General features: G+C 60.3%; 19 protein-coding genes. 11 read left to right on the plus strand and 8 right to left on the minus strand.

Annotation, left to right across the window (positions count from 1 at the left end; all coding sequences use genetic code 11):
- Positions 1-10 precede the first annotated feature (10 nt).
- Positions 11-1081 carry a hypothetical protein gene (locus IWY39_RS09740; protein ID WP_229380743.1) on the minus strand — a complete coding sequence of 357 codons (1071 nt, stop codon included), beginning with the start codon at positions 1079-1081 and terminating at the stop codon, positions 11-13.
- Between IWY39_RS09740 and IWY39_RS09745 the strand changes: the two genes are divergently transcribed.
- Positions 1071-2242, plus strand: a protein-coding gene (locus IWY39_RS09745) for an IS3 family transposase (protein WP_107124077.1) whose coding sequence is annotated in 2 segments (ribosomal slippage) — positions 1071-1335 and positions 1335-2242 — 1173 coding nt in all. Because the reading frame shifts where the segments join, the coding sequence is not laid out codon by codon here. The genes IWY39_RS09740 and IWY39_RS09745 overlap by 11 nt on opposite strands.
- 31 nt (positions 2243-2273) lie before the next feature.
- On the opposite strand, the gene IWY39_RS09750 is transcribed toward IWY39_RS09745, so the two are convergent.
- From IWY39_RS09750 to IWY39_RS09760, 3 genes are all read right to left on the minus strand, one after another.
- Positions 2274-2876 carry a hypothetical protein gene (locus IWY39_RS09750; RefSeq protein WP_196871426.1) on the minus strand — a complete coding sequence of 201 codons (603 nt, stop codon included), beginning with the start codon at positions 2874-2876 and terminating at the stop codon, positions 2274-2276.
- Positions 2876-3505: a protein NO VEIN domain-containing protein gene (locus IWY39_RS09755; protein ID WP_196871427.1), complete on the minus strand. Its 630-nt coding sequence runs from the start codon at positions 3503-3505 to the stop codon at positions 2876-2878. The genes IWY39_RS09750 and IWY39_RS09755 overlap by 1 nt, the downstream gene beginning before the upstream one ends.
- Before the next feature lie 101 nt (positions 3506-3606).
- Positions 3607-4373 (minus strand): IS5 family transposase gene (locus tag IWY39_RS09760; protein ID WP_107124775.1). Its coding sequence is split into 2 segments (ribosomal slippage): positions 3607-4049 and positions 4049-4373, totalling 768 coding nucleotides; the frame shifts between segments, so codons are not numbered across the junction.
- A 78-nt stretch (positions 4374-4451) separates the two neighbouring features.
- Between IWY39_RS09760 and IWY39_RS09765 the strand changes: the two genes are divergently transcribed.
- Positions 4452-4649, plus strand: coding sequence for a hypothetical protein (locus tag IWY39_RS09765; protein ID WP_107124774.1), 198 nt, complete (start codon positions 4452-4454; stop codon positions 4647-4649).
- Here the strand turns inward: IWY39_RS09765 and IWY39_RS09770 are convergent.
- The 3 genes from IWY39_RS09770 to IWY39_RS09780 form a co-directional block, all read right to left on the minus strand.
- Positions 4646-4936, minus strand: coding sequence for a hypothetical protein (locus IWY39_RS09770; RefSeq protein ID WP_196871428.1), 291 nt, complete (start codon positions 4934-4936; stop codon positions 4646-4648). The two genes, IWY39_RS09765 and IWY39_RS09770, sit on opposite strands and share 4 nt — an antisense overlap.
- A complete protein-coding gene (locus tag IWY39_RS09775) occupies positions 4933-7956 on the minus strand; it encodes a BPTD_3080 family restriction endonuclease (RefSeq protein WP_107126586.1) in 3024 nt (1007 codons plus the stop codon). Before IWY39_RS09775 ends, IWY39_RS09770 begins: the two co-directional genes overlap by 4 nt.
- Positions 7957-8128: 172 nt before the next feature.
- Positions 8129-9013, minus strand: coding sequence for a WYL domain-containing protein (locus IWY39_RS09780; protein WP_107126585.1), 885 nt, complete (start codon positions 9011-9013; stop codon positions 8129-8131).
- A gap of 123 nt (positions 9014-9136) precedes the next feature.
- Here IWY39_RS09780 and IWY39_RS24440 point away from each other — a divergent pair, with 123 nt between their 5' ends.
- The 8 genes from IWY39_RS24440 (at position 9137) to IWY39_RS09820 (ending at position 15702) form a co-directional block, all read left to right on the plus strand.
- Positions 9137-9571, plus strand: coding sequence for a nucleotidyltransferase domain-containing protein (locus IWY39_RS24440; RefSeq protein WP_196871429.1), 435 nt, complete (start codon positions 9137-9139; stop codon positions 9569-9571).
- A gap of 101 nt (positions 9572-9672) precedes the next feature.
- Positions 9673-11226: an IS21 family transposase gene (gene istA / locus IWY39_RS09790; protein ID WP_107126060.1), complete on the plus strand. Its 1554-nt coding sequence runs from the start codon at positions 9673-9675 to the stop codon at positions 11224-11226.
- 42 nt (positions 11227-11268) lie between these two features.
- A complete protein-coding gene (gene istB / locus IWY39_RS09795) occupies positions 11269-12018 on the plus strand; it encodes an IS21-like element helper ATPase IstB (RefSeq protein WP_231377638.1) in 750 nt (249 codons plus the stop codon).
- A gap of 87 nt (positions 12019-12105) precedes the next feature.
- A complete protein-coding gene (locus IWY39_RS09800; RefSeq protein ID WP_196871430.1) occupies positions 12106-12732 on the plus strand; it encodes a CBASS oligonucleotide cyclase in 627 nt (208 codons plus the stop codon).
- 5 nt (positions 12733-12737) lie between these two features.
- Positions 12738-13253, plus strand: coding sequence for an HORMA-1 domain-containing protein (locus IWY39_RS09805; protein ID WP_107126168.1), 516 nt, complete (start codon positions 12738-12740; stop codon positions 13251-13253).
- A complete protein-coding gene (locus IWY39_RS09810) occupies positions 13253-14188 on the plus strand; it encodes an AAA family ATPase (RefSeq protein ID WP_107126169.1) in 936 nt (311 codons plus the stop codon). The genes IWY39_RS09805 and IWY39_RS09810 overlap by 1 nt, the downstream gene beginning before the upstream one ends.
- 10 nt (positions 14189-14198) lie before the next feature.
- Complete coding sequence (locus tag IWY39_RS09815) at positions 14199-14585, plus strand: hypothetical protein (RefSeq protein ID WP_196871431.1); 387 nt, start codon at positions 14199-14201, stop codon at positions 14583-14585.
- Between the two features lie 100 nt (positions 14586-14685).
- On the plus strand, positions 14686-15702 hold the full coding sequence (locus IWY39_RS09820) for an SAVED domain-containing protein (RefSeq protein WP_196871432.1): 1017 nt from the start codon (positions 14686-14688) through the stop codon (positions 15700-15702).
- 59 nt (positions 15703-15761) lie between these two features.
- On the opposite strand, the gene IWY39_RS09825 is transcribed toward IWY39_RS09820, so the two are convergent.
- Positions 15762-16958: a Fic family protein gene (locus IWY39_RS09825; protein ID WP_107126170.1), complete on the minus strand. Its 1197-nt coding sequence runs from the start codon at positions 16956-16958 to the stop codon at positions 15762-15764.
- Between the two features lie 186 nt (positions 16959-17144).
- Between IWY39_RS09825 and IWY39_RS09830 the strand changes: the two genes are divergently transcribed.
- Positions 17145-18101 (plus strand): HEPN domain-containing protein, encoded by a 957-nt coding sequence (locus IWY39_RS09830; RefSeq protein ID WP_231377505.1) that lies wholly within the window; start codon positions 17145-17147, stop codon positions 18099-18101.
- Positions 18102-18137: the final 36 nt, after the last annotated feature.

Below are 18137 nucleotides of genomic sequence, written 5' to 3' on the forward strand. Positions count from 1 at the left end.
GGCTCCCGGCCTAGCGGTCACAATAGGTCCTCTCCGTCACTTCGGCAATCGACTGGAAGACTGCAGAAGAATTCTGTGTGAGCGGATCATGGGCCTGCACATGCGCTTGCGCCCATTCCAGCCACTCGGCAGCTGGCCTGCCGCCAATTTCCAATGATGAGTCCGGGATCGCGGTGCGCAGCGCCATGAGGAAATCCCGCGCCAGTTCAGCTTCGCGCCATCTGCCGGCCTGTTCGAGAAAGCATCGGAAGCGGTCGCGGTCGAGCTTGAGCTCCTGCGCCAGGATCTGGCGACGCCGTTCCTCGGTCTCCCTTAGCCGCTGCCGCTCCTCGGCCTCTTCGCGTGCTGCGGCCATCATCGGGAATGCCGCAAGCAGGGTCGCGAGTATGTCGCCCACCCTGTCCTCGATCATGCCCTTGCGGCCGTCCTGCCAGACGCGCGGCAAGTCGCCGGGCAACCAGCGCTTGATCTCGAAGACCAGCACATCCGTCTCGACCAGTTCTCGCCGGTATTGCTTGCCGGAGCCATGCCACGGTCTCTCTTCGGCAGTGAGGAGCTGGCGCACTTCCTTGAGCCGGGGCCTGAGTTGAAATGTGATCTCGTCCTGTCCGCACCGCGCAACGGGACCATGCCGGTCTGTCTCGGCGACGACGATCTTTTCTGCTTCCAAGGCTTTGAACAGGGTGTCCAATATCCTGAGGCGACGCCGTTCGATCGGCGTGAAGGGCGCGCCCCGGACCGGCCGGTTGGGCCAGTTATCATAGACCAGCCGGCCCATGGCGATCGCCTCCCTTCGATTTGCAAGCCAGCCGGCAATGATGGGGTGGGGATCCGAGAGCCGATCTGCCACGCGCACCGCTTTGCCATTCTGGCGGGCCGCGGCAAGGGCGGCGTGCGCAGTTGACGACGCACCACCATCCGGGTGCCGGGCAATTTCTATCTTCTCGTCCATGCCGGCTTTTGCGGGCGGCAAGGCCGGCGCGGCGATCTCCTTTCCGGCCGCGACCTGATCTGCCCCCTGCTGAGTGGCCCAGAGACTATGATAGTCTGGACCACGAAGGGGAAAATGAATGCCGAGCAAGAAGCACAAGCCGGAAGAGATTATCGGCAAGCTGCGTGAAGTTGAGATTGTGCTGGCGCAGGGGGCCTCGACAGCGGAGGCCTGCCGGCGGATCGCGGTCAGCGAGCAGACCTATTATCGCTGGCGGAAGGAATATGGCGGGCTGAAGACCGACCAGGCGCGGCGGATGAAGGATTTGGAGAAAGAGAACCAGCGTCTTCGCCGGGCGATTTCGGACCTGACGCTGGACAAGTTGATCCTGCAGGAGGCTGCCAAGGGAAACTTCTGAGCCCTGCGCGGCGGCGGCGCTGCATCGATCATTTGCGACAAGAGCTTCCGGTGTCCGAGCGACGGATATGCCGGGTGCTGGGTCAGCATCGATCGACACAGCGCAAGGTGCCGCGCGGGGCGGATGACGAACAGGCACTGACAGAGGATATCATCGCTTTGGCGAAGCAATATGGTCGCTATGGCTACCGCCGGGTGACGGCATTGCTGTGCCATGCGGGATGGACGGTGAACCATAAACGCGTTGAGCGGATCTGGCGGCGTGAGGGGCTGAAGGTTCCGCTGCGCCAGCCAAAGCGCGGACGCCTATGGCTCAACGACGGATCCTGTATCCGCCTGCGGCCCGAATATCCAGGTCATGTATGGGCCTACGACTTCGTCGAAGGGCGCACGCATGACGGGCGCAAGTTCCGCATTTTGACGATCATCGACGAGGCCAGCAGGGAGTGCCTGGCGCTCATCGTCGCGCGGCAGCTCAAGCATGAGGATGTTCTGGCAGCGCTCGCCGACCTGTTCATCTCGCGCGGGCCACCGGCGCATATACGGTCCGATAATGGCAGCGAATTTATCGCGACTGCCGTCCAGAAATGGTTGGGGCAGATCGGCGTGAAGACGCTCTACATCACGCCGGGTTCACCATGGGAGAATGGCTATAACGAAAGCTTCAACGGGTCGCTTCGCGACGAACTGCTCAACGGCGAGATCTTCTACAGCCTTGCCGAGGCCAAAGTGCTGATCGAAGCCTGGCGGCGGCATTACAACACCGTCCGCCCGCATAGCAGCCTGGGCTATCGACCACCGGCCCCGGAAACGGCGACACCGCCATATCCGGCCTCCGGTTCCGCTTCGCTCCACCTCCACCCGGATATGGCGGCGATGAGCTTAATGCACTAACAAACCAATCGGTCCACTCGGTGGGGGCAGATCACCAGGTGTCGCGGAACGCCTTTACCTGCTCAGGCTCGCGACTGAAATGATCAGCTTTCTTGTCCTGAACCTTCGGATTGGTGGTGCTCCACTGGAAGTTGCTATTGAATTTGATGCCATAGGGCGGATCGATATAGATGCACTGCACCTGCCCCTTGAGCCCTTCGCGCTCGGCTAGACTCGACATCACCTTCAGGCCATCGCCCAAGATCATCCGGTTCGACCAATGCTGGTCATGTTCGTAAAATTCTGTACGCTGAGCCGGCTCGATCCCATTGAAGTCGGCAAACAGGTCAGGCGCGTCCTCGGGCTCGCGTCGTCGTTCACTTGCGCGCTTTAGATCCTCGATCAACGCCTTGGGGTGGATCTTCTCCTGGATATAAAGCGGCGGCGCCTCAACGATCAGGTCGGACCAGTCGGCCGCGTCTTTGCCGCGCCAGACGAGCTGCGGGTCTAGGTCCGGGTTACGCCGCTCATAGGCCGCGCGGATCGGCGTCTTCACCTCCGCCGGCACGAAGGCCTCTAGCTCGGCCGTCGGCGCATTGCGTCGCGTCGCCTCATCATGAGTCAGCGTTTCAACGGTGAGGGGCTTCTTGGCCATCAGGACTTTTCTTTCAGAGTGCCGCGCCAAGCATAGGGCGCCAGATCGAAGTTGCGTGTCATCTCGGTATATTTGTACTCGTGTACGGTCGGTGTTCCGAGCGCGTCGGACACCACCGCGAGCCGCCAAAGCGGTCGCCACGAACCATCCTTACTCTTCCTTGCCCGGTTATCGTTACGACGAAGGCTTTCGGCGTAACCGAGTTCTTTCTGGGTGAGGAAGAAGCAGGGCGCGGCCAGCGATGTGCCCTTCACTTCCACATGCAGGATCTCATCCGTCTCCCGATGCGTGAGAAGCAGATCGTAGCCGCACTTTTCCGCCTCCTTGCTTACGCAAGCGTAGTCAGAGAAATGTTGTTCGACGGCCTTGACCGCAGCCTTTTCGACAGCCTGTCGGCGCTCAGGATCCCCGGAAAAGCGCAAAGCCGGCTCGTCGTCTTCGATCGCCGCGCCAGCCAGAAGCGGTATCAGCTCGTCACGGTAACGCAAAAGCTCGCCGGCAAGGGTAGTCCGCCACGACTGATCCTCACCTGACCCCCGCACATAAGCATAGGATCGTTTGAGATGATCACCCTTGATCTTTCGGCTGCGAAGGGGAAGCGGAACCAGAAAGCCAGCAGTGGATGTCACCGTGTACAGGAATTTCCCGCCGTCCGAATCCGGACCGAAGCGCTCTGCGTCGGGACGAGGTTCATATGCCCTTAAGAAGAGCGCGTCCTCATACCAGCCTACTAGGCCGTAGACTCATAAACGCGCAGCCACAGGCGGATCGAGGCGAGTTTGACCATGGTAAGGAAGTTTTCGGCGAGCTTGTCGTAGCGGGTTGCGACACGGCGGAAGTGCTTCAGCTTGGAGAAGAACCGCTCGATCAGGTTGCGCTCGCGATAGAGCCGTTTGCTGAAGCAGGGCTTCCACTTTCGATTAGATTTGGCCGGTATGTTGGGCGTGGCTCCTTGCTCCTCGATCAGTGTGCGGATGCGATCCGCATCGTAGGCCTTGTCGGCAAGCACGACCATGTGCGGCCCGAGATGGTTGAGCAGTTCGTCGGCGACCTGCCCATCATGGGCTTGGCCAGCAGTCAGGCCGAGCCTGATCGGGAGGCCTTGCGCGTCGACGACGGCATGGATTTTCGTCGTGAGTCCACCGCGTGATCGACCGAGACAATGATCTCGACCCCCCTTTTTGCCGTCGCAGCCTGTTGGTGCGCCCGGATGGAAGTGCTGTCGATCATCTGGATGTCACCGTCATGGGCGGCGGTGATGGCATCCATCATTCGGTCCCACACCCCTGCCTTGCGCCAACGCACAAGGCGATTGTAGCAGGTGGTGCGCGGACCATAGCGCTCTGGCAAGTCACGCCAAGGTGCGCCCGAACGCAAGACCCAGAAGATGCCGTTCAGCACGCGGCGGTCATCAACGCGTGGGACGCCTCGGGGTTTGTTGGGCAAGAGCGGCTCGATCACGCGCCATTCAAAGTCTGTCAGATCATATCGGCTCATGCTGATCCTGAATCAGCTTTCGTGCATAAAGAAAAGCCACTGTAGGTGGCGCGACCGAAATACGATATTGTCTGCCTCATGTCAGACCCATTCAACGAGGACCTGATCGCTGCAAAGTCCGCGTTCGCTGCCATAGGTGCGGCGGCTGTTTTTGGGGCAATTCTGCTCTTCAATGCCGAAACCCAAACTATCTGGGGCGTAGCAAAGGGCATCGCAGGGATCGCTCTTTGTGTCGCCGCCATCTTCGGAGCGAGAGCCTTATACAAAGGGCTTTAGCCGCCGCCATTTATGGGTTCACGACCTAGATACAGACCATTCCGACCCGGTCGTTTCGATACAAAGAAGACCAGCCATCCCTCGGGATTCTCAGGCTTGGGGGGGCTCCAGGATTCTCCGAGCGGAGGAGCGTAACCATAGAAGCGCCCGTGCCGGTCGGACAGAAAATTGAAACGCTCATGGCCCACGCCATCGGCAAGATAACCGAAATCCCCGCGGACCTGATCTTCACGATAATCATCCGACCAGCCGGTATTGATTATGGCGATGCGGGGATAGTCCGTCATGCGGCTGCCCCTTCAGCCACTTCATCCAGCCACACCTCCACCTTCGCCGCAAACTCGGTGGCGATGGTCCACACATCGGTGAACTCGGCGAAACCCCAACGGCCGTGCTCGCCCAGCGCATTCACGCCAGGCACCCACAGCGTACGCATGGTCTCGGCCTTGTCCTTGTCGTCCTCGTCGCGGGCGCCCTTGATCTCCACCACCAAATTCAGCGTATCGTCGGGGCCGTACCCATCATCGATGCGCAGGATGAAGTCCGGACGGTAGCGCCGCGCCTCGCCCCCTGCGCTATAGGGCACCTCGTAACCGAGATTGTGATTCTTCACCCAGGCAAGTACCCGCGGGTGCTTGTCTGCTACGCGGCAGAATTCCGCTTCCCAGTCGCTGTCGATCACCGCGTAGTTGACGTGGCAGCGCTCGCCCGTCTCATAGCGGTCTTTGCTCGTCATGAAGCTGACGTGGCGAGTGCTGCCCTCCCGGTTATAGGGATCCAGCATGGCAATGACGCGTCCACCGCCTTCCTGGCCACGCGTGATGGCAGCCATGATGCGATCGGCGACGCGATCGGCAATGTTGTAGTAGAGCAGCTGCGCGGGCTGAGTGCCGCCAGCCAGAACGAGATGATGGGCCATCCATTGCCGCACGATCGATTTCGTCTGAATGATGAGGCCGACATTCGGCCGGTCGCCCGCGTTGGTCATCTTCCGTTTCACGATCCATTCGGCGAGCTTCAAATGGATCGTTGCCGCGCGCGTGTCGGCCAGATGCTCAATGGTCAGGTCGGCCGTCTCGCCGATGATGCCGGAATTTACGGTCTCGGTCGCGCCGACCAGCTCGGGGGTCAGTTCCAGCGTCGAGTCGGCGGAGAAAGACGCGGTCAGACGCTCGCTCGGCAGCTCGGTGCGATAGCCCTCGACGCGGGGGTAGCGGATCTCGGACACGTCGCGTGCCGGGCTGATCGCGTGGACGCGCTCCATATTCTCGGGCGGTGAGGGCTTTGACACCACTGGCTGCGCGGTGAAGTCGAACGGGATTCCGAGCACATCCGCATATTCAACTTTGAACTTGCCGGTATCGGGGCCATCGTTTTGCAAGCGGTACGATTGGCGCCGTAGCGCTCGGCCGATCACCTGCTCGCACAACAACTGCGTGCCGAAGGCACGGATGCCCAGAACGTGAGTTACTGTGTTGGCGTCCCATCCTTCGGTCAGCATCGACACGGAGACGACGCAGCGGATGCCTTCGCCGAGCTGTCCCTTGCGGCCTACGGTATTCATTACCTCGCGCAGAATGGTGGCGTCGTCGATTTTCTCGGCGGCCGCGCGGTCGCCCGTGCGCTGGATAAGTTCGTCCTTAAAGCGGGCGATTTCATCCTTGGCAGCGTCACGAAACTCGTTGCTGATGGCTTCGCCGCTTTCCAGTTGCTGGCTGTCTATCAGCAGGGTGCGCATCCGCGGAAGCGCGGTGCCGTCCGGATCGAAGTTGCGGAAAAGCGGGCACTTACCCTTCATCGGCGTGACGTTGCCGTTGGCGTCCTCAATCTCGTAGCCGGCGATATAGTCGTGGACGAGCTTCGAGGTGGCGGTGTTGTTGCACACCACGATGAACACGGGATCGACGCCGACCCCTGCCTCACGCCACAGCGCATGGGTTTTTTCGTAGTGACCATAGAGGGCGTCGATCGCGGTTAGTAGTTCGTTCGGAAGCTTCTGTGGGTCGAGGCCCTTGGCGCTACCGCGTCCTTTCTTCGGCAGCTGCTTACCGACGTGATCCCATAGGTTCCGGAACATCGGCGTGTCACCGCCGGGGACATTGTCCATCACTGGCACGCGCGGAAGCTTGACGATGCCGCACTCGATCGCGTCCATCAGGTTGAAATCGCTCATCACCCAACCGAACAGCGATCCCTCGCGATAGCCCGAGCCACGCAGGAAGAAGGGCGTAGCCGAAAGATCGTAGACCATAGACACGCCTAGCTCACGCTTCACCGCTTCGATGCCGGAGATCCACAGACGGGCGGCCTCGTTCGCTTCCTTGGCCTCGGCAAGTTCATCGCCCTTGAGCGCCTTCTGTTCCTCTTCGGTCAGGGGACGTTCGCGATAGCAATGGTGTGCTTCGTCATTAAGGACGACAACGTTCTTGAGCCCCATCAGCTCACCAGCGACCCGGCGGATCATGGCGCCGTCGCTCTCCGGCTTTGGTGTGGTGCGTAGCGCCGCCTGCTGGACCTTGTTGAGGGCCACTTCGTCCTTCTTCTTGAAGGCGTGATAATTGGTGATGACAATCTTCGCCCGGCCGAGATCGAGTAGCATATCTTCCGGCACGATCTCGCGACTCTTATAATAGCTGTCCGGATCGTTGGGCTGGAGGACGCGTAGGCGGTCCTTGATTGTAATGCCCGGAGCGATGATCAGAAACCCTTTCGAGAAGCGCTTTGCATTTGGATGACGTACGGCATTGAGCGTCTGCCACGCGACCAGCATCGCCATCACCGTCGTCTTGCCGGCGCCGGTGGCAAGTTTAAGCGCCATGCGCATCAGCTCGGGATTGGACGCGGCGTTTGCCGCCTCGAGGTGCGTCCAAAAGCGACGCCCCTGCGACGAAGAACGCGGCGCGACCTCGGTCAGCCAGATCACTGTCTCCACCGCCTCGATCTGACAGAAGAAAGGGCGCTGGTCCGCGAAATCATGCGTGCGCCAGTGTCGCAAAAGACGTGCCGTAGTCGGCGTCACCTGCCACTGGCTTTCTGGCAACCGCCGCCAGCTTTCCACGGCAGACCGAATGCCGTTGATGACCTCGGTCGGATTATATTCCTGACCGGACTCGTCCGTGAGCAGGTCAGCTTGCACAGCCTTCCCACGAACCTTCTTTGCCTTGGGAATTGGCGAAACAAGCGCGCTTTGTCGCCGGCGTTCAACTATAATGCTGGTGGGTTGACCATTCTCGTCGAGTTCCCAGTGACGATTTGGCTCCTTATATGGAGTGTTCAGGATCGGCGACTGAAAAAATAAATCACTCATTCAATGTCACCCATCCGTTGTATCGATTCCTGCGCCGATAATCTTCACTATTGAACGATTCTGGCCATCCACTCATCACGTTTAACGGTACACACCAATGTACTAAAAGCCGCTCCGCTTGTCGTATCGCGAAATCGAACTTCGATATTGTCTTCTTGGTGTCTTTCAAGGATCAAAACGACCAGTCCGCTGTCCGAAGAGCCTTACTCGTCTCTACATGGTTAAGCACGACGATATGCTGCGTACGAGCCGGCTTCTTTTCCGGGTTGTCCAGCAGCCCCAAGCGTTTGAGGACGTAGAAGAGCATCGCATAGCGCACTTCGAGCACCGTCGATCCGCCAACCATGCCATAATCCTTGGCGACGATAGCCTGCTGGTTGGGGCCGAGGTCGGGATGCGGTCCGATCACGACGCTGAATCGGTCGTTCCATATCGTGTCTTCGCTGCCGCCTTTGCCGGGAAGATCGAAGTCGCGGATGCCAATGATGCGTGGGACCAGGAAGTCTTTGAACAGGTCGGTCGAATGGCAGTACGCTCGGGCGTGCCACCGGAAGCCGTCATAGCCGAAGGCGTGCGGCGTGATCCGCCGCCAGGTGGGATCCGGCCGGTCCTTGCTCATCGATTGGTAACGGACCTCGACGGACCGCTTCTCCCGGACAGCCCTCAGAAGAGCGCGCAGGCAGTCCGTGTCGACCTCGCGAGCGGGGTTAAGCACCACATCGATCTCCGGCGGTGCGCCAAGCCACGTCTCGGCAGGCTCGATCAATCCCTCGCCCAAAGATCGTAAGCGTATCAAATACTCGGAAGGTCCCGGTGTTAGGAACACGGGCGCAAAGTTCGGCCCCGCGACGTACCGTTTGGAATTCTTGTCATAAACAGCATTGCCTGGCGCATGCTCCTGATAGAGCGTGAGGTCCTTGGACGCCTGCGGCTCGGAAACGCCGAAGGTCCTGATAATGTCGGAGCGGCGGATGCCGTCCTCCCAAAAGAGGCGAAACTCGATAAATTCGAGCCGTCGCTCGACGCCCCACTTCAATGTCGTCAAGCCATCCGTCATCCAAAATTTCCCTGGCACAAATCCATATAAAAACTATATGGACATATCTTTACGACCCGGATAGTTTCTATCCCTGATAGAGAATCGCGTCAAGGCCATGTTCTAAACCTCAGGGAGGCATCAGTGTCACGACAGCATGTTGATCATCGTGAGATCGCGGCGTTCGCGCAGGATAAGGTCAACCTGCCCAAAGACTGGGCGGACGAGTATCGTGCTCAGGCGCGGCGACTGCGGGAGCGCCTTGAAACCTATCTCGACGAGCATCCGGATTTTTCGCTGAAGCGGATGCAGTTGTCAGGAAGCTTGGCCAAGGGGACGGCGCTCAAGACGCTCAACGACATAGACGTCGCTTGCTACATCAGTGGCGCCAACGCGCCCCACGAGATCTCAACACTTCTCGATTATCTGGCGGAACGCCTGCGCAAGGCCTTCCCCAACTTCACCGCAGACCAGGTGAAGCCGCAGACCTACAGTGTCACTGTCTGCGTGTTTCGGAAAATTCCGGACAGTTATTTCACTAAATCGCGGACAGGCATTTCAGTAAATACGGGACAGTGATTCCGCTAAATCCCGGACAGGGTTTGGGACAGGATCAAGGTTAGGTTTTGTGATGCGCCGCTCTGGCATTGTTGCTCCTCATCGTTGCGATGGGAGGGGTGATGCCAAGGCGGAAGCAGACGAGACGAACCGACGTGAAGGACATGCGATCGATCCTCCGGCTGACCTACGATCAGGGTTTGTCGGTACGGGCCGTGTCAGAGCGGCTGAAGCTTAGCAAGACGACGGTGTCGACCTATTTACTGCGGGCGCGCGAGGCTGGGCTGACAGGCTGGCCGTTGCCGGCCGGCTACGACGACGACGCAGCGATCGAACGGCTGGTGTTCCGCCGTGTCGGCCGCCCTCCTCAGGATCTGGGCGAGCCGGACTGGCCAGTGGTTGCGCGGGAGATCAAGCGCAAGGGCGTGACGCTGGTTTTGCTGTGGCAAGAATATCGGGCTGCCCATCCCAATGGCTATGGCTATACCTGGTTTTGCGATCGGTTCCTGTCCTTCCAGCGGCGGACCCATGTCAGCTTTCGCAATCGGTATGAGGCGGGCGCCGTCCTGCAAACCGATTATGCCGGGCAGACTGTGCCGCTGATCGATCCTGTGACGGGCGTCATCACCCAGGCACAGATCTTCGTAGCGGTGCTGGGTGCTTCATCCTTCACCTTCGCAATGGCCAGCTTGAGCCAGCAGTTGCCGGACTGGATCGACGCGCAGTGCCGGGCATTGGCCTTTGTTGGCGGCGTTCCGCGCGCGATCGTGTGCGACAATCTGAAAGCGGGCGTTGCCAAAGCGCTATGGTTCGAGCCCACGCTCAGCGCGACCTTTGCGGCGATGGCCGAGCATTACGATACGACGATCCTGCCTACCCGGAGCCGGCGGCCGCGCGACAAAGGAAAGGTCGAGGGCGCAGTGTTGATCGTGGAGCGCTGGATCCTGGCGCGGCTGCGCAATCGGCGCTTCTTCAGTCTGGCGGATCTCAATGCCGCGATCGCGGACTTGCTGGTTGATCTCAATGATCGGCCCATGCGCCATGTCGGCAAATCCCGTCGCGCAATCTTTGACGAGATCGAACGGACGGCATTGGCGGCGTTACCTACGTCGGTGTTCGAATATGCCGAGTGGAAACGCGCCAAGGTCCATCCTGATTATCATGTCGAGGTCGACAAGACCTTTTACTCCGTGCCGCACGGACTGATCGGCCGGCAGGTCGATATCCGCCTGACGCATCGAGTGGTCGAGATCTTCTACGATCATGCGCGGGTCGCCAGCCATATGCGGACATCGCAGCGCCGTGGGCACGTTACCGTGAATGAGCACATGCCCAAGGCGCATCAGCGCTATGCGAATATATCGCCAGCGAGCCTGATCGAGCGCGCCAGGAAAACCGGTCCTAACACAGCGACGTTCGTGGAAAGGCTGATGATCGACAAGCCACATCCCGAGCAGGGCTATCGCTCCGCCATGGGCGTCCTCTCGCTGGCCCGGCGCTACGAGCGCGATCGGCTTGAAGCCGCCTGCGATCGAGCGCTGGTGATCGGCGCCGTTACCTACTCATCCCTCAACGCCATCCTCAAGGCCGGGCTCGACAAGATCCAGCCGACAGCGGGGCCGCTCAAACCAACACCGGCGCACGACAACATCCGTGGCGGGTCCTATTATCAATAATGAAAGGACGATCTTGTGCTGACGCATCCTACCCTTGATCAAATGCATAGCCTGGGGCTAGCGGGCATGGCGGCCGCGTGGCGCGACATTGCCGAGCAAGACACCGCTGGCGATCTGACCCGAGACGAATGGCTCGGGCTCATGCTGGACCGCGAGATCGCCACTCGCGCCGATCGACGGCTGACTAATCGTCTTGCCAGCGCGAAACTGCGCTTTGTCGACGCCTGTGTCGAAAATATCGACTTCGGGGCGCATCGCGGACTGGATCGCCGCAATATCCTCTCGCTCGCACAGGGTGCCTGGCTCAAGGCAAATGAGAATCTCATTATCACCGGCCAAACCGGCACGGGAAAAACGTGGCTGGGATGTGCGTTCGGGCGACAGGCGGCGCGCCAGGATCACTCCGTCTTATATCTGCGCATGCCGCGCCTGTTCGAGGATCTTGCACTCGCGCGCCTCGACGGTCGCTTCCCACGCGTCGTCGACAAGCTTGCCCGCGTTCAGCTGCTCATTCTGGACGACTGGGGTACCCATAGTCTCAACGATCAGCAACGCCTTGATCTGCTCGAAATCTTCGAGGAACGGTATCGCCGCAGATCCACGCTCATCACCGCCCAGCTCCCCGTGGCGGCCTGGCACGAAATGATCGGCGAGCCCACGATCGCCGATGCTATCCTCGACCGCATCGTCCACAATGCCCATCGCATCACGCTGAAAGGAGACAGCATGCGGCGACAAAAAGCTCCGCATGGCTTGACCCAGGAAGCAAATATCGAAATCACTCAACCCTGACAGCAACCAGGCATCCACTGCCTACACCAGCTGTCCCGGATTTACTGAAGCGCTTGTCCGGGATTTAGCGAAGCAGCTGTCCGACTTTTGCGAAATACGCACACTGTCTCCTTCAAGGGATCCGGGCTAGACGTCGATATCGTCCCCATCCTCTATGACGGGGATCCGCAATGGTATGGCAATCTGGTTAGCCAGGACGACGGCTCTTTCCTCAAGACGAGTATCCCGCTGCACCTCGATTTCTGCAAGAAGCGCAAGCAGGCGCAGGAGAAGCATTTTTCGCAGGTCGTTCGCCTGATAAAGTTCTGGGCACGTCGCATGAAAGCGGAGCAGGACGGATTCCGCTTCAAATCCTTCATGATCGAGCTGATCCTCGCCAAGCTCTGTGACGATGGGCTGGACTTCTCGGACTATCCCGACGCCCTCCAGCACTTCTTCTCGTATGTGGCGCGCACGAAGCTGCGCGAGAAGATTGCCTTCACCGACTGCTACGCAGCCTCGAAGGTCCCAAGCTTCACCGAGCCGGTCCAGATCATCGATCCGGTCAACGAACTCAACAACGTCAGCAAGCTTTACACCGTAACCAACGCTGACCTCATCGTGGACGCCGCGCTGGACGCCGGCGATGCGATCGACTCCGCCCTATACGCCCCCACCAAGCAGGAGACCGTCCGTTACTGGCAGAAGGCCTTCGGTCCCTCCTTCCAGGTGTAACGACCATGGCCTCCAGCTATACCATCTCCGCTTCGACCAGCTTCACGATCACCCACGCGCGGCACATGGCGGCGAAGGTTGCGGCCGACCTGAAGCGTATGCAGCGTCATTATGGGAAGCCTAGCGACGCCGATATCGCAACCTATGAGGAAGAGGTCGTCCAGCTCCTCAAGGCAGGATATCTCGGTACCGTTAGCTACGGCTACAAGCGCGACGGCAACTGGATCGAACCGACGCTACGCTACATGGCGAAGGATTTGTTGGGCATGAGCGGCACCGACGACGATCCTGGCAAGATCAAGCCGTGGGCGGATATCAGCGGCGCGTCGTTCTACAGCTTCCTGACCTATTCGCCGGCATGGGACGCGCTCACCAGCACGCAGCAGGACGCTTTCAAAAAGTCGCTTCCCTTTTACCGTGGCGGTGCATCCGAGCCGGGGATCAGCGGTTATCTCGAACAGGATCGAACCTATTCCGCAGGTGGCCACGCGCTGGGCCGCTCGTCTGTGAGGAGCTACTAATGTCCAATGGAATCGACGTCGCGGCGCTGTTCGAGCGCCGCATCAGCTACCCGGATCCTGGTGCAAAACAGCGCCTCGACCGCCTGGTCGGCATCGATGACCACAAGCAGCGCCTGTCCAAGATCCTCGGTCTGCTGGTTAATCCGGCCGGTCTTGAGAGGTGGGCCAAGGCGCATCACCCTGATGCCCATTTGCTTCTCGACACGGTGCTTCGCCGCCCCCCGCTCGTGATCCTCGCCGGAGACGTTGGATCGGGAAAGACCGAGCTCGCCGAGACCATCGGCGACGCGGTCGCACGCGCCGAGGATATCGACGTCACCCTGCTGCCGCTCAGCCTGTCTACCCGCGGGCAGGGCAAGGTCGGCGAGATGACGCAGCTTCTGACCGCCGCCTTCGACTATACCGCCTCGGAGGCGGCAAAGCTTAAATCCAGTGGCCGGTCGCGCGGCGCGCTGATCCTGCTTGTCGACGAAGCCGACGCGCTCGCGCAATCGCGTGAAGCGACACAAATGCACCATGAGGATCGCAGCGGCGTGAATGCCTTCATTCGCGGGATCGACCGTCTCGCCAACAACCGCCTACCGGCAGCCGTCATTATGTGTACCAATCGGCTGAGCGCGCTCGATCCTGCCGTCCGTCGTCGCGCCGCGGAGCTTCTTGCGTTCGACCGGCCCGATGACGCACGACGCCGCGAGGTCCTAGGGCCGCGGCTGGCGCCGCTCGGGTTCAATGCCACCCAGATCGACAACATGATCGCGTTAACCGGGCCGCGCGCGAAGAATGAAGCGGCCTTCACCTTCTCAGATCTCACCCAGCGCCTATTGCCTGCGATCGTCCTAGACGCCTATCCCGCTCGCGCTGTTGACCCAAGGCGCGCGATCGAGATCACCAAGCAGATGGCGCCAACGCCGCCCTTCCGCGACGGGCCGATATAAGGGGCGCGTCATGACCGAGGCCGTGACCGTCCGCCGCGATGGCGACACCTTCCAGGCGCGCATGTTCTGGCTGCGGGCGGGGCGCCTGCTAATTCCGGAAAGTGCAATTACGCGCGTCGCGTTCGAGACTGGTCCCAAAAGCTACGACGACATTTGGGTCGACTACATACCTGGTCGGGGTCAGCTCGATCAGGACGGGATGGCGCTCGTGCGCGAGCATATCCAGTGTAAATGGCACGTCTCGCCGGGCACCTACGGCTATACGCATCTAATCGATCCCGAGTTTGTGAACGCGAACGCGCGTTCCCTGCTGCAGCGGGCGCTCGCTGCGCAAACGGGTCGCCGGCAACCAAGCGGCCGGCACCCGGTTCAAGCTGCTCACCAACTGGACCATTGATCGCGACGATCCCCTGCGAACGCTGATCGGCACGCGATCCGGCGCGATCCGTGCTAAACGCCTGTTCGACGATACGACCGATCGCAGCCGGGTCGGAGGCGTGCGGAAACTGTGGCGTGAGCATCTCAAGTTGGATGACGTCGGGTTGCAGGCGTTCGCGGCCACGCTCGCTTTCGGCCAGGCCGGAGACTCGCTTGACGATCTGCGGGATCAGCTCGATCTGATCTTTTTTGTGGCCGGCATGCGGCGCATTCCGCCGAGCGACAGCGCCTTTCCGTATGACGACCTGATCTTTCAGTGGATGGCGCAAGGTCGGCTCGAATTTGATCGGGCGTCACTGCATGACGCGCTTCGGCGCGAGCGCCTGCTGGCGGACGCGACACCGCCGACGATCGTCTATGGCGTCAAGTCATTCGAGCATGCAATCGACCCACTTGAGCTGCGTTGCACCAAAGTACTCGATCTCACCCCCGAGTTCGACGACCGCTTCGTGCGCAACGAAGCCGATTGGGAGACTAGCATTTATCCACGCCTCGTTGCGTTCCTACGAGAAGCCGCGCGCGACGGCGATCGGCTGCGCCTTGCGCTGGATGCACATGCCACGCTTGCCTTCGCTGCGGGATCCGTGCTGGATATCAAGTCGGGGCGCGCAATCGAGCTTGAGCAGCGCAGTCCCAACCGTCAGATCTGGTCGGCCGACGATGGCGAACTACAGGATGGTTGGCCTGTCCTGGAAACAGAGCTGCGGGAGGTCGGGACAGGGTCTGAGATCGCGATCGCCGCCGGCTTCACCCACGATATCACGAAGGACGTCGAGCGCTTTCTGGCGGAGCGCTTACCCGATGTCGGCCGACTGATGCTGTGCGAACCTTCAGGCGGAGCGAGCCCGCAATCGATCCGATCGGGGCGACATGCAGCCAATCTCGCGACCGCATTGGTGGCGGCGCTCCGCTCAACGAGTTCTGCGCCTCGAGTACATCTGTTCCTAGCGGCACCAAATGCGCTAAGCTTCTTCATTGGTCAGCGTCGACCGCAGCTCGGCAGATTAACATTGTACGAATTCGATTTCGAAGGTGGAAGCGACCGAACCTATCGGCCATCGCTGGCGTTGCCCTAACCACGTTCTCGCATGCGCTCGAGCATTTTAGGCTGAAGCCTGAATGACAGGAATCAATATTATACCTGCCTACCTATGATTGGCGATGCCATTGGCTCCGTACCCTCACCGAGGATGGCGAGGTATCGACGATAACCGAACACCCGGCCCCGTTTCCTGCCAGTTACTTCATCAACGATAGCAAGGCGTTCGAGGTCCGCTAACACGGCATTGACCGTCGGCGCCGAGAGGCCGGTCCGTTCCACCAGATGATTCGCGGTGAGAAACGGGTTCTGCTGGAAAAGATCATGAACCCGTAGCGCCGAGCCGGCACGATCGCTCTCCGTCGTAATACGTTCGCGGTCTTCCTTGAAAAGATCGACTATTCGGGTGGCGGCGTCGAAGGCTTGATTGGCGGTGTCGGCGACGCCGGCGAGGAAGAAATCGAGCCACGCCTCCCAAGCGCCGTTCTCCCGCACTTCTTGAAGCAGTCGATAATATTCGGCGCGGTGTGATTTCAGGTAGAGGCTGAGGTAGAGCAGTGGCTTGCGCAGGACGCCGTTGACGCAGAGGTACAGCGTCACCAGCAGGCGGCCGATGCGGCCGTTGCCATCAAGGAACGGGTGGATCGTCTCGAACTGGACGTGAAGGAGACCTGCCTTGATCAGTGCTGGCAGGCGTGACTCGCTCTCGTGCATGAAGCGTTCGAGAGCATCCAGGCAGCCATCGAGTTCCGTAATCGGCGGTGGCACGAACAGTGCGTTGCCTGGGCGCGTGCCGCCGATCCAATTTTGCGAACGGCGGAATTCGCCGGGGCTCTTGGTGCCGCCGCGGCCGCTTTGCAGTAGGCGCTCGTGCATCTCTCGGATGAGACGAAGCGACAGTGGCAGCTCTTCCAGTCGATCGAGCCCGTACATCATGGCATCGACGTAGTTCGAGACCTCGCGGATATCGTCGATCGGCTGGCCGGCCTGCGCCTCAGTTTCGAATCGGAGCAGGTCCGACAAGGTCGATTGCGTGCCCTCGATCTGAGAGGACAGCACCGCTTCCTTTCGCACGTACATGTAGAGGAAGAGTTCCTGGCGCGGCAGCAGCATGGTGATGCCGTCGAGGCGCCCCAAGGCGCGCTCGGCCAAGCTGAGACGGTCGAGCAGGCCCAGCACATCGACGGGTGGCGCTGGTGGAAGCGGCGGCGGTACGAAGGCCCGCACAACCTCGCCCGCAACGGGGGTCTCGACGAAGCGGCCCAGCCGCAGATTCGGTTCAGGATCGGCCATGCGGACCCATATGCGGAAAACATCTTATTTAAGCAACTGGCGCTTGGCTTAATTAGCAAACAAGCTAAGGTAAGCGGGCTTAAATAAGGGAGACGACGGGGCGATGCACAGGCGTGTTCGATATCTACGAGGCCGCGCTCGTGCGTGAGGCAGGACCATCGGCGTGTCCATGCGCGCGGTCAAGGCTTGCCAAGCGCCTGGTCTCTCGCGAGAATCGCCGCCGTGCGCTCTAATGTTGATCATCTGCCCTCGGTCCAGCAAGGTGAACTGGATCGGGTGAAGCAATTGCTGATGGGCGAGTTCGCTGAGGCGACGGCGCGCGCGAACCAGCCGTGGAAGAAGAACGGCCGCATCCTCAAGGTCATCCTGTTCGGCAGCTATGCGCGGAACGATTGGGTCGACGAACCCGAGAATGGCTACCAGTCTGACTACGACCTGCTGATCATCGTCAGCCATCCCGATCTTACCGACATCGCCGACTACTGGTACGTCGCCGAAGACAAGATCCTGCGCGATACCGCAATCGCTCGGCCGGTGAACATCATCGTCCACACCTTGCAGGAGGTGAACCAGGCGCTGAGCCGTGGTGAATATTTCTGGGTCGATATCGCTCGCGACGGCATCGAACTCTACGGACTGCCCGGCAATGCGCTCGCCACGCCGCAGCCGCTGACGGCGGCTGACGCGTATGAAATGGCATCAAAATACTTCGAGGAGAAACTGGGCGATATCGACGTCTGGCTTGAAACTGCATCGGCGCAACAGGCCCGTACCGATGATCCAATTCGATATCGACGGCATGCGGCTTTCAACCTGCATCAAGCCACGGAAACGGCCTACGCCTGCTTCCTTCTCGTCCGCACTCTCTATTTCCCGCGCTCGCACAATATCAAGTTCCTGCGCTCGCTCGCCGAGGACAGCGAACCGCGCCTGATCGAGGCGTGGCCGCGCGCCACCCGGATCGACCGCCGCCGCTTCGAACTGCTGAAGCGCGCCTATGTCGAGGCGCGCTATTCGGCCAGCTACGAAATCGGCAATGACGACCTCGTGGCGCTTTCGCAGTCGGTCCGCGCTCTCCGCGATATCGTCGAGACCGTTTCGCGCGAACGCGTCGAAACGCTCCGGACAGAAGCCGGTCTCTAACCGCCTGGCGAAGCCTGCCAGATAGCTTCCGGTCCC

It is taken from the genome of Sphingobium sp. JAI105, from assembly GCF_015752145.1.
In the GTDB taxonomy this organism is placed as follows: Bacteria; Pseudomonadota; Alphaproteobacteria; order Sphingomonadales; family Sphingomonadaceae; genus Sphingobium; species Sphingobium xenophagum.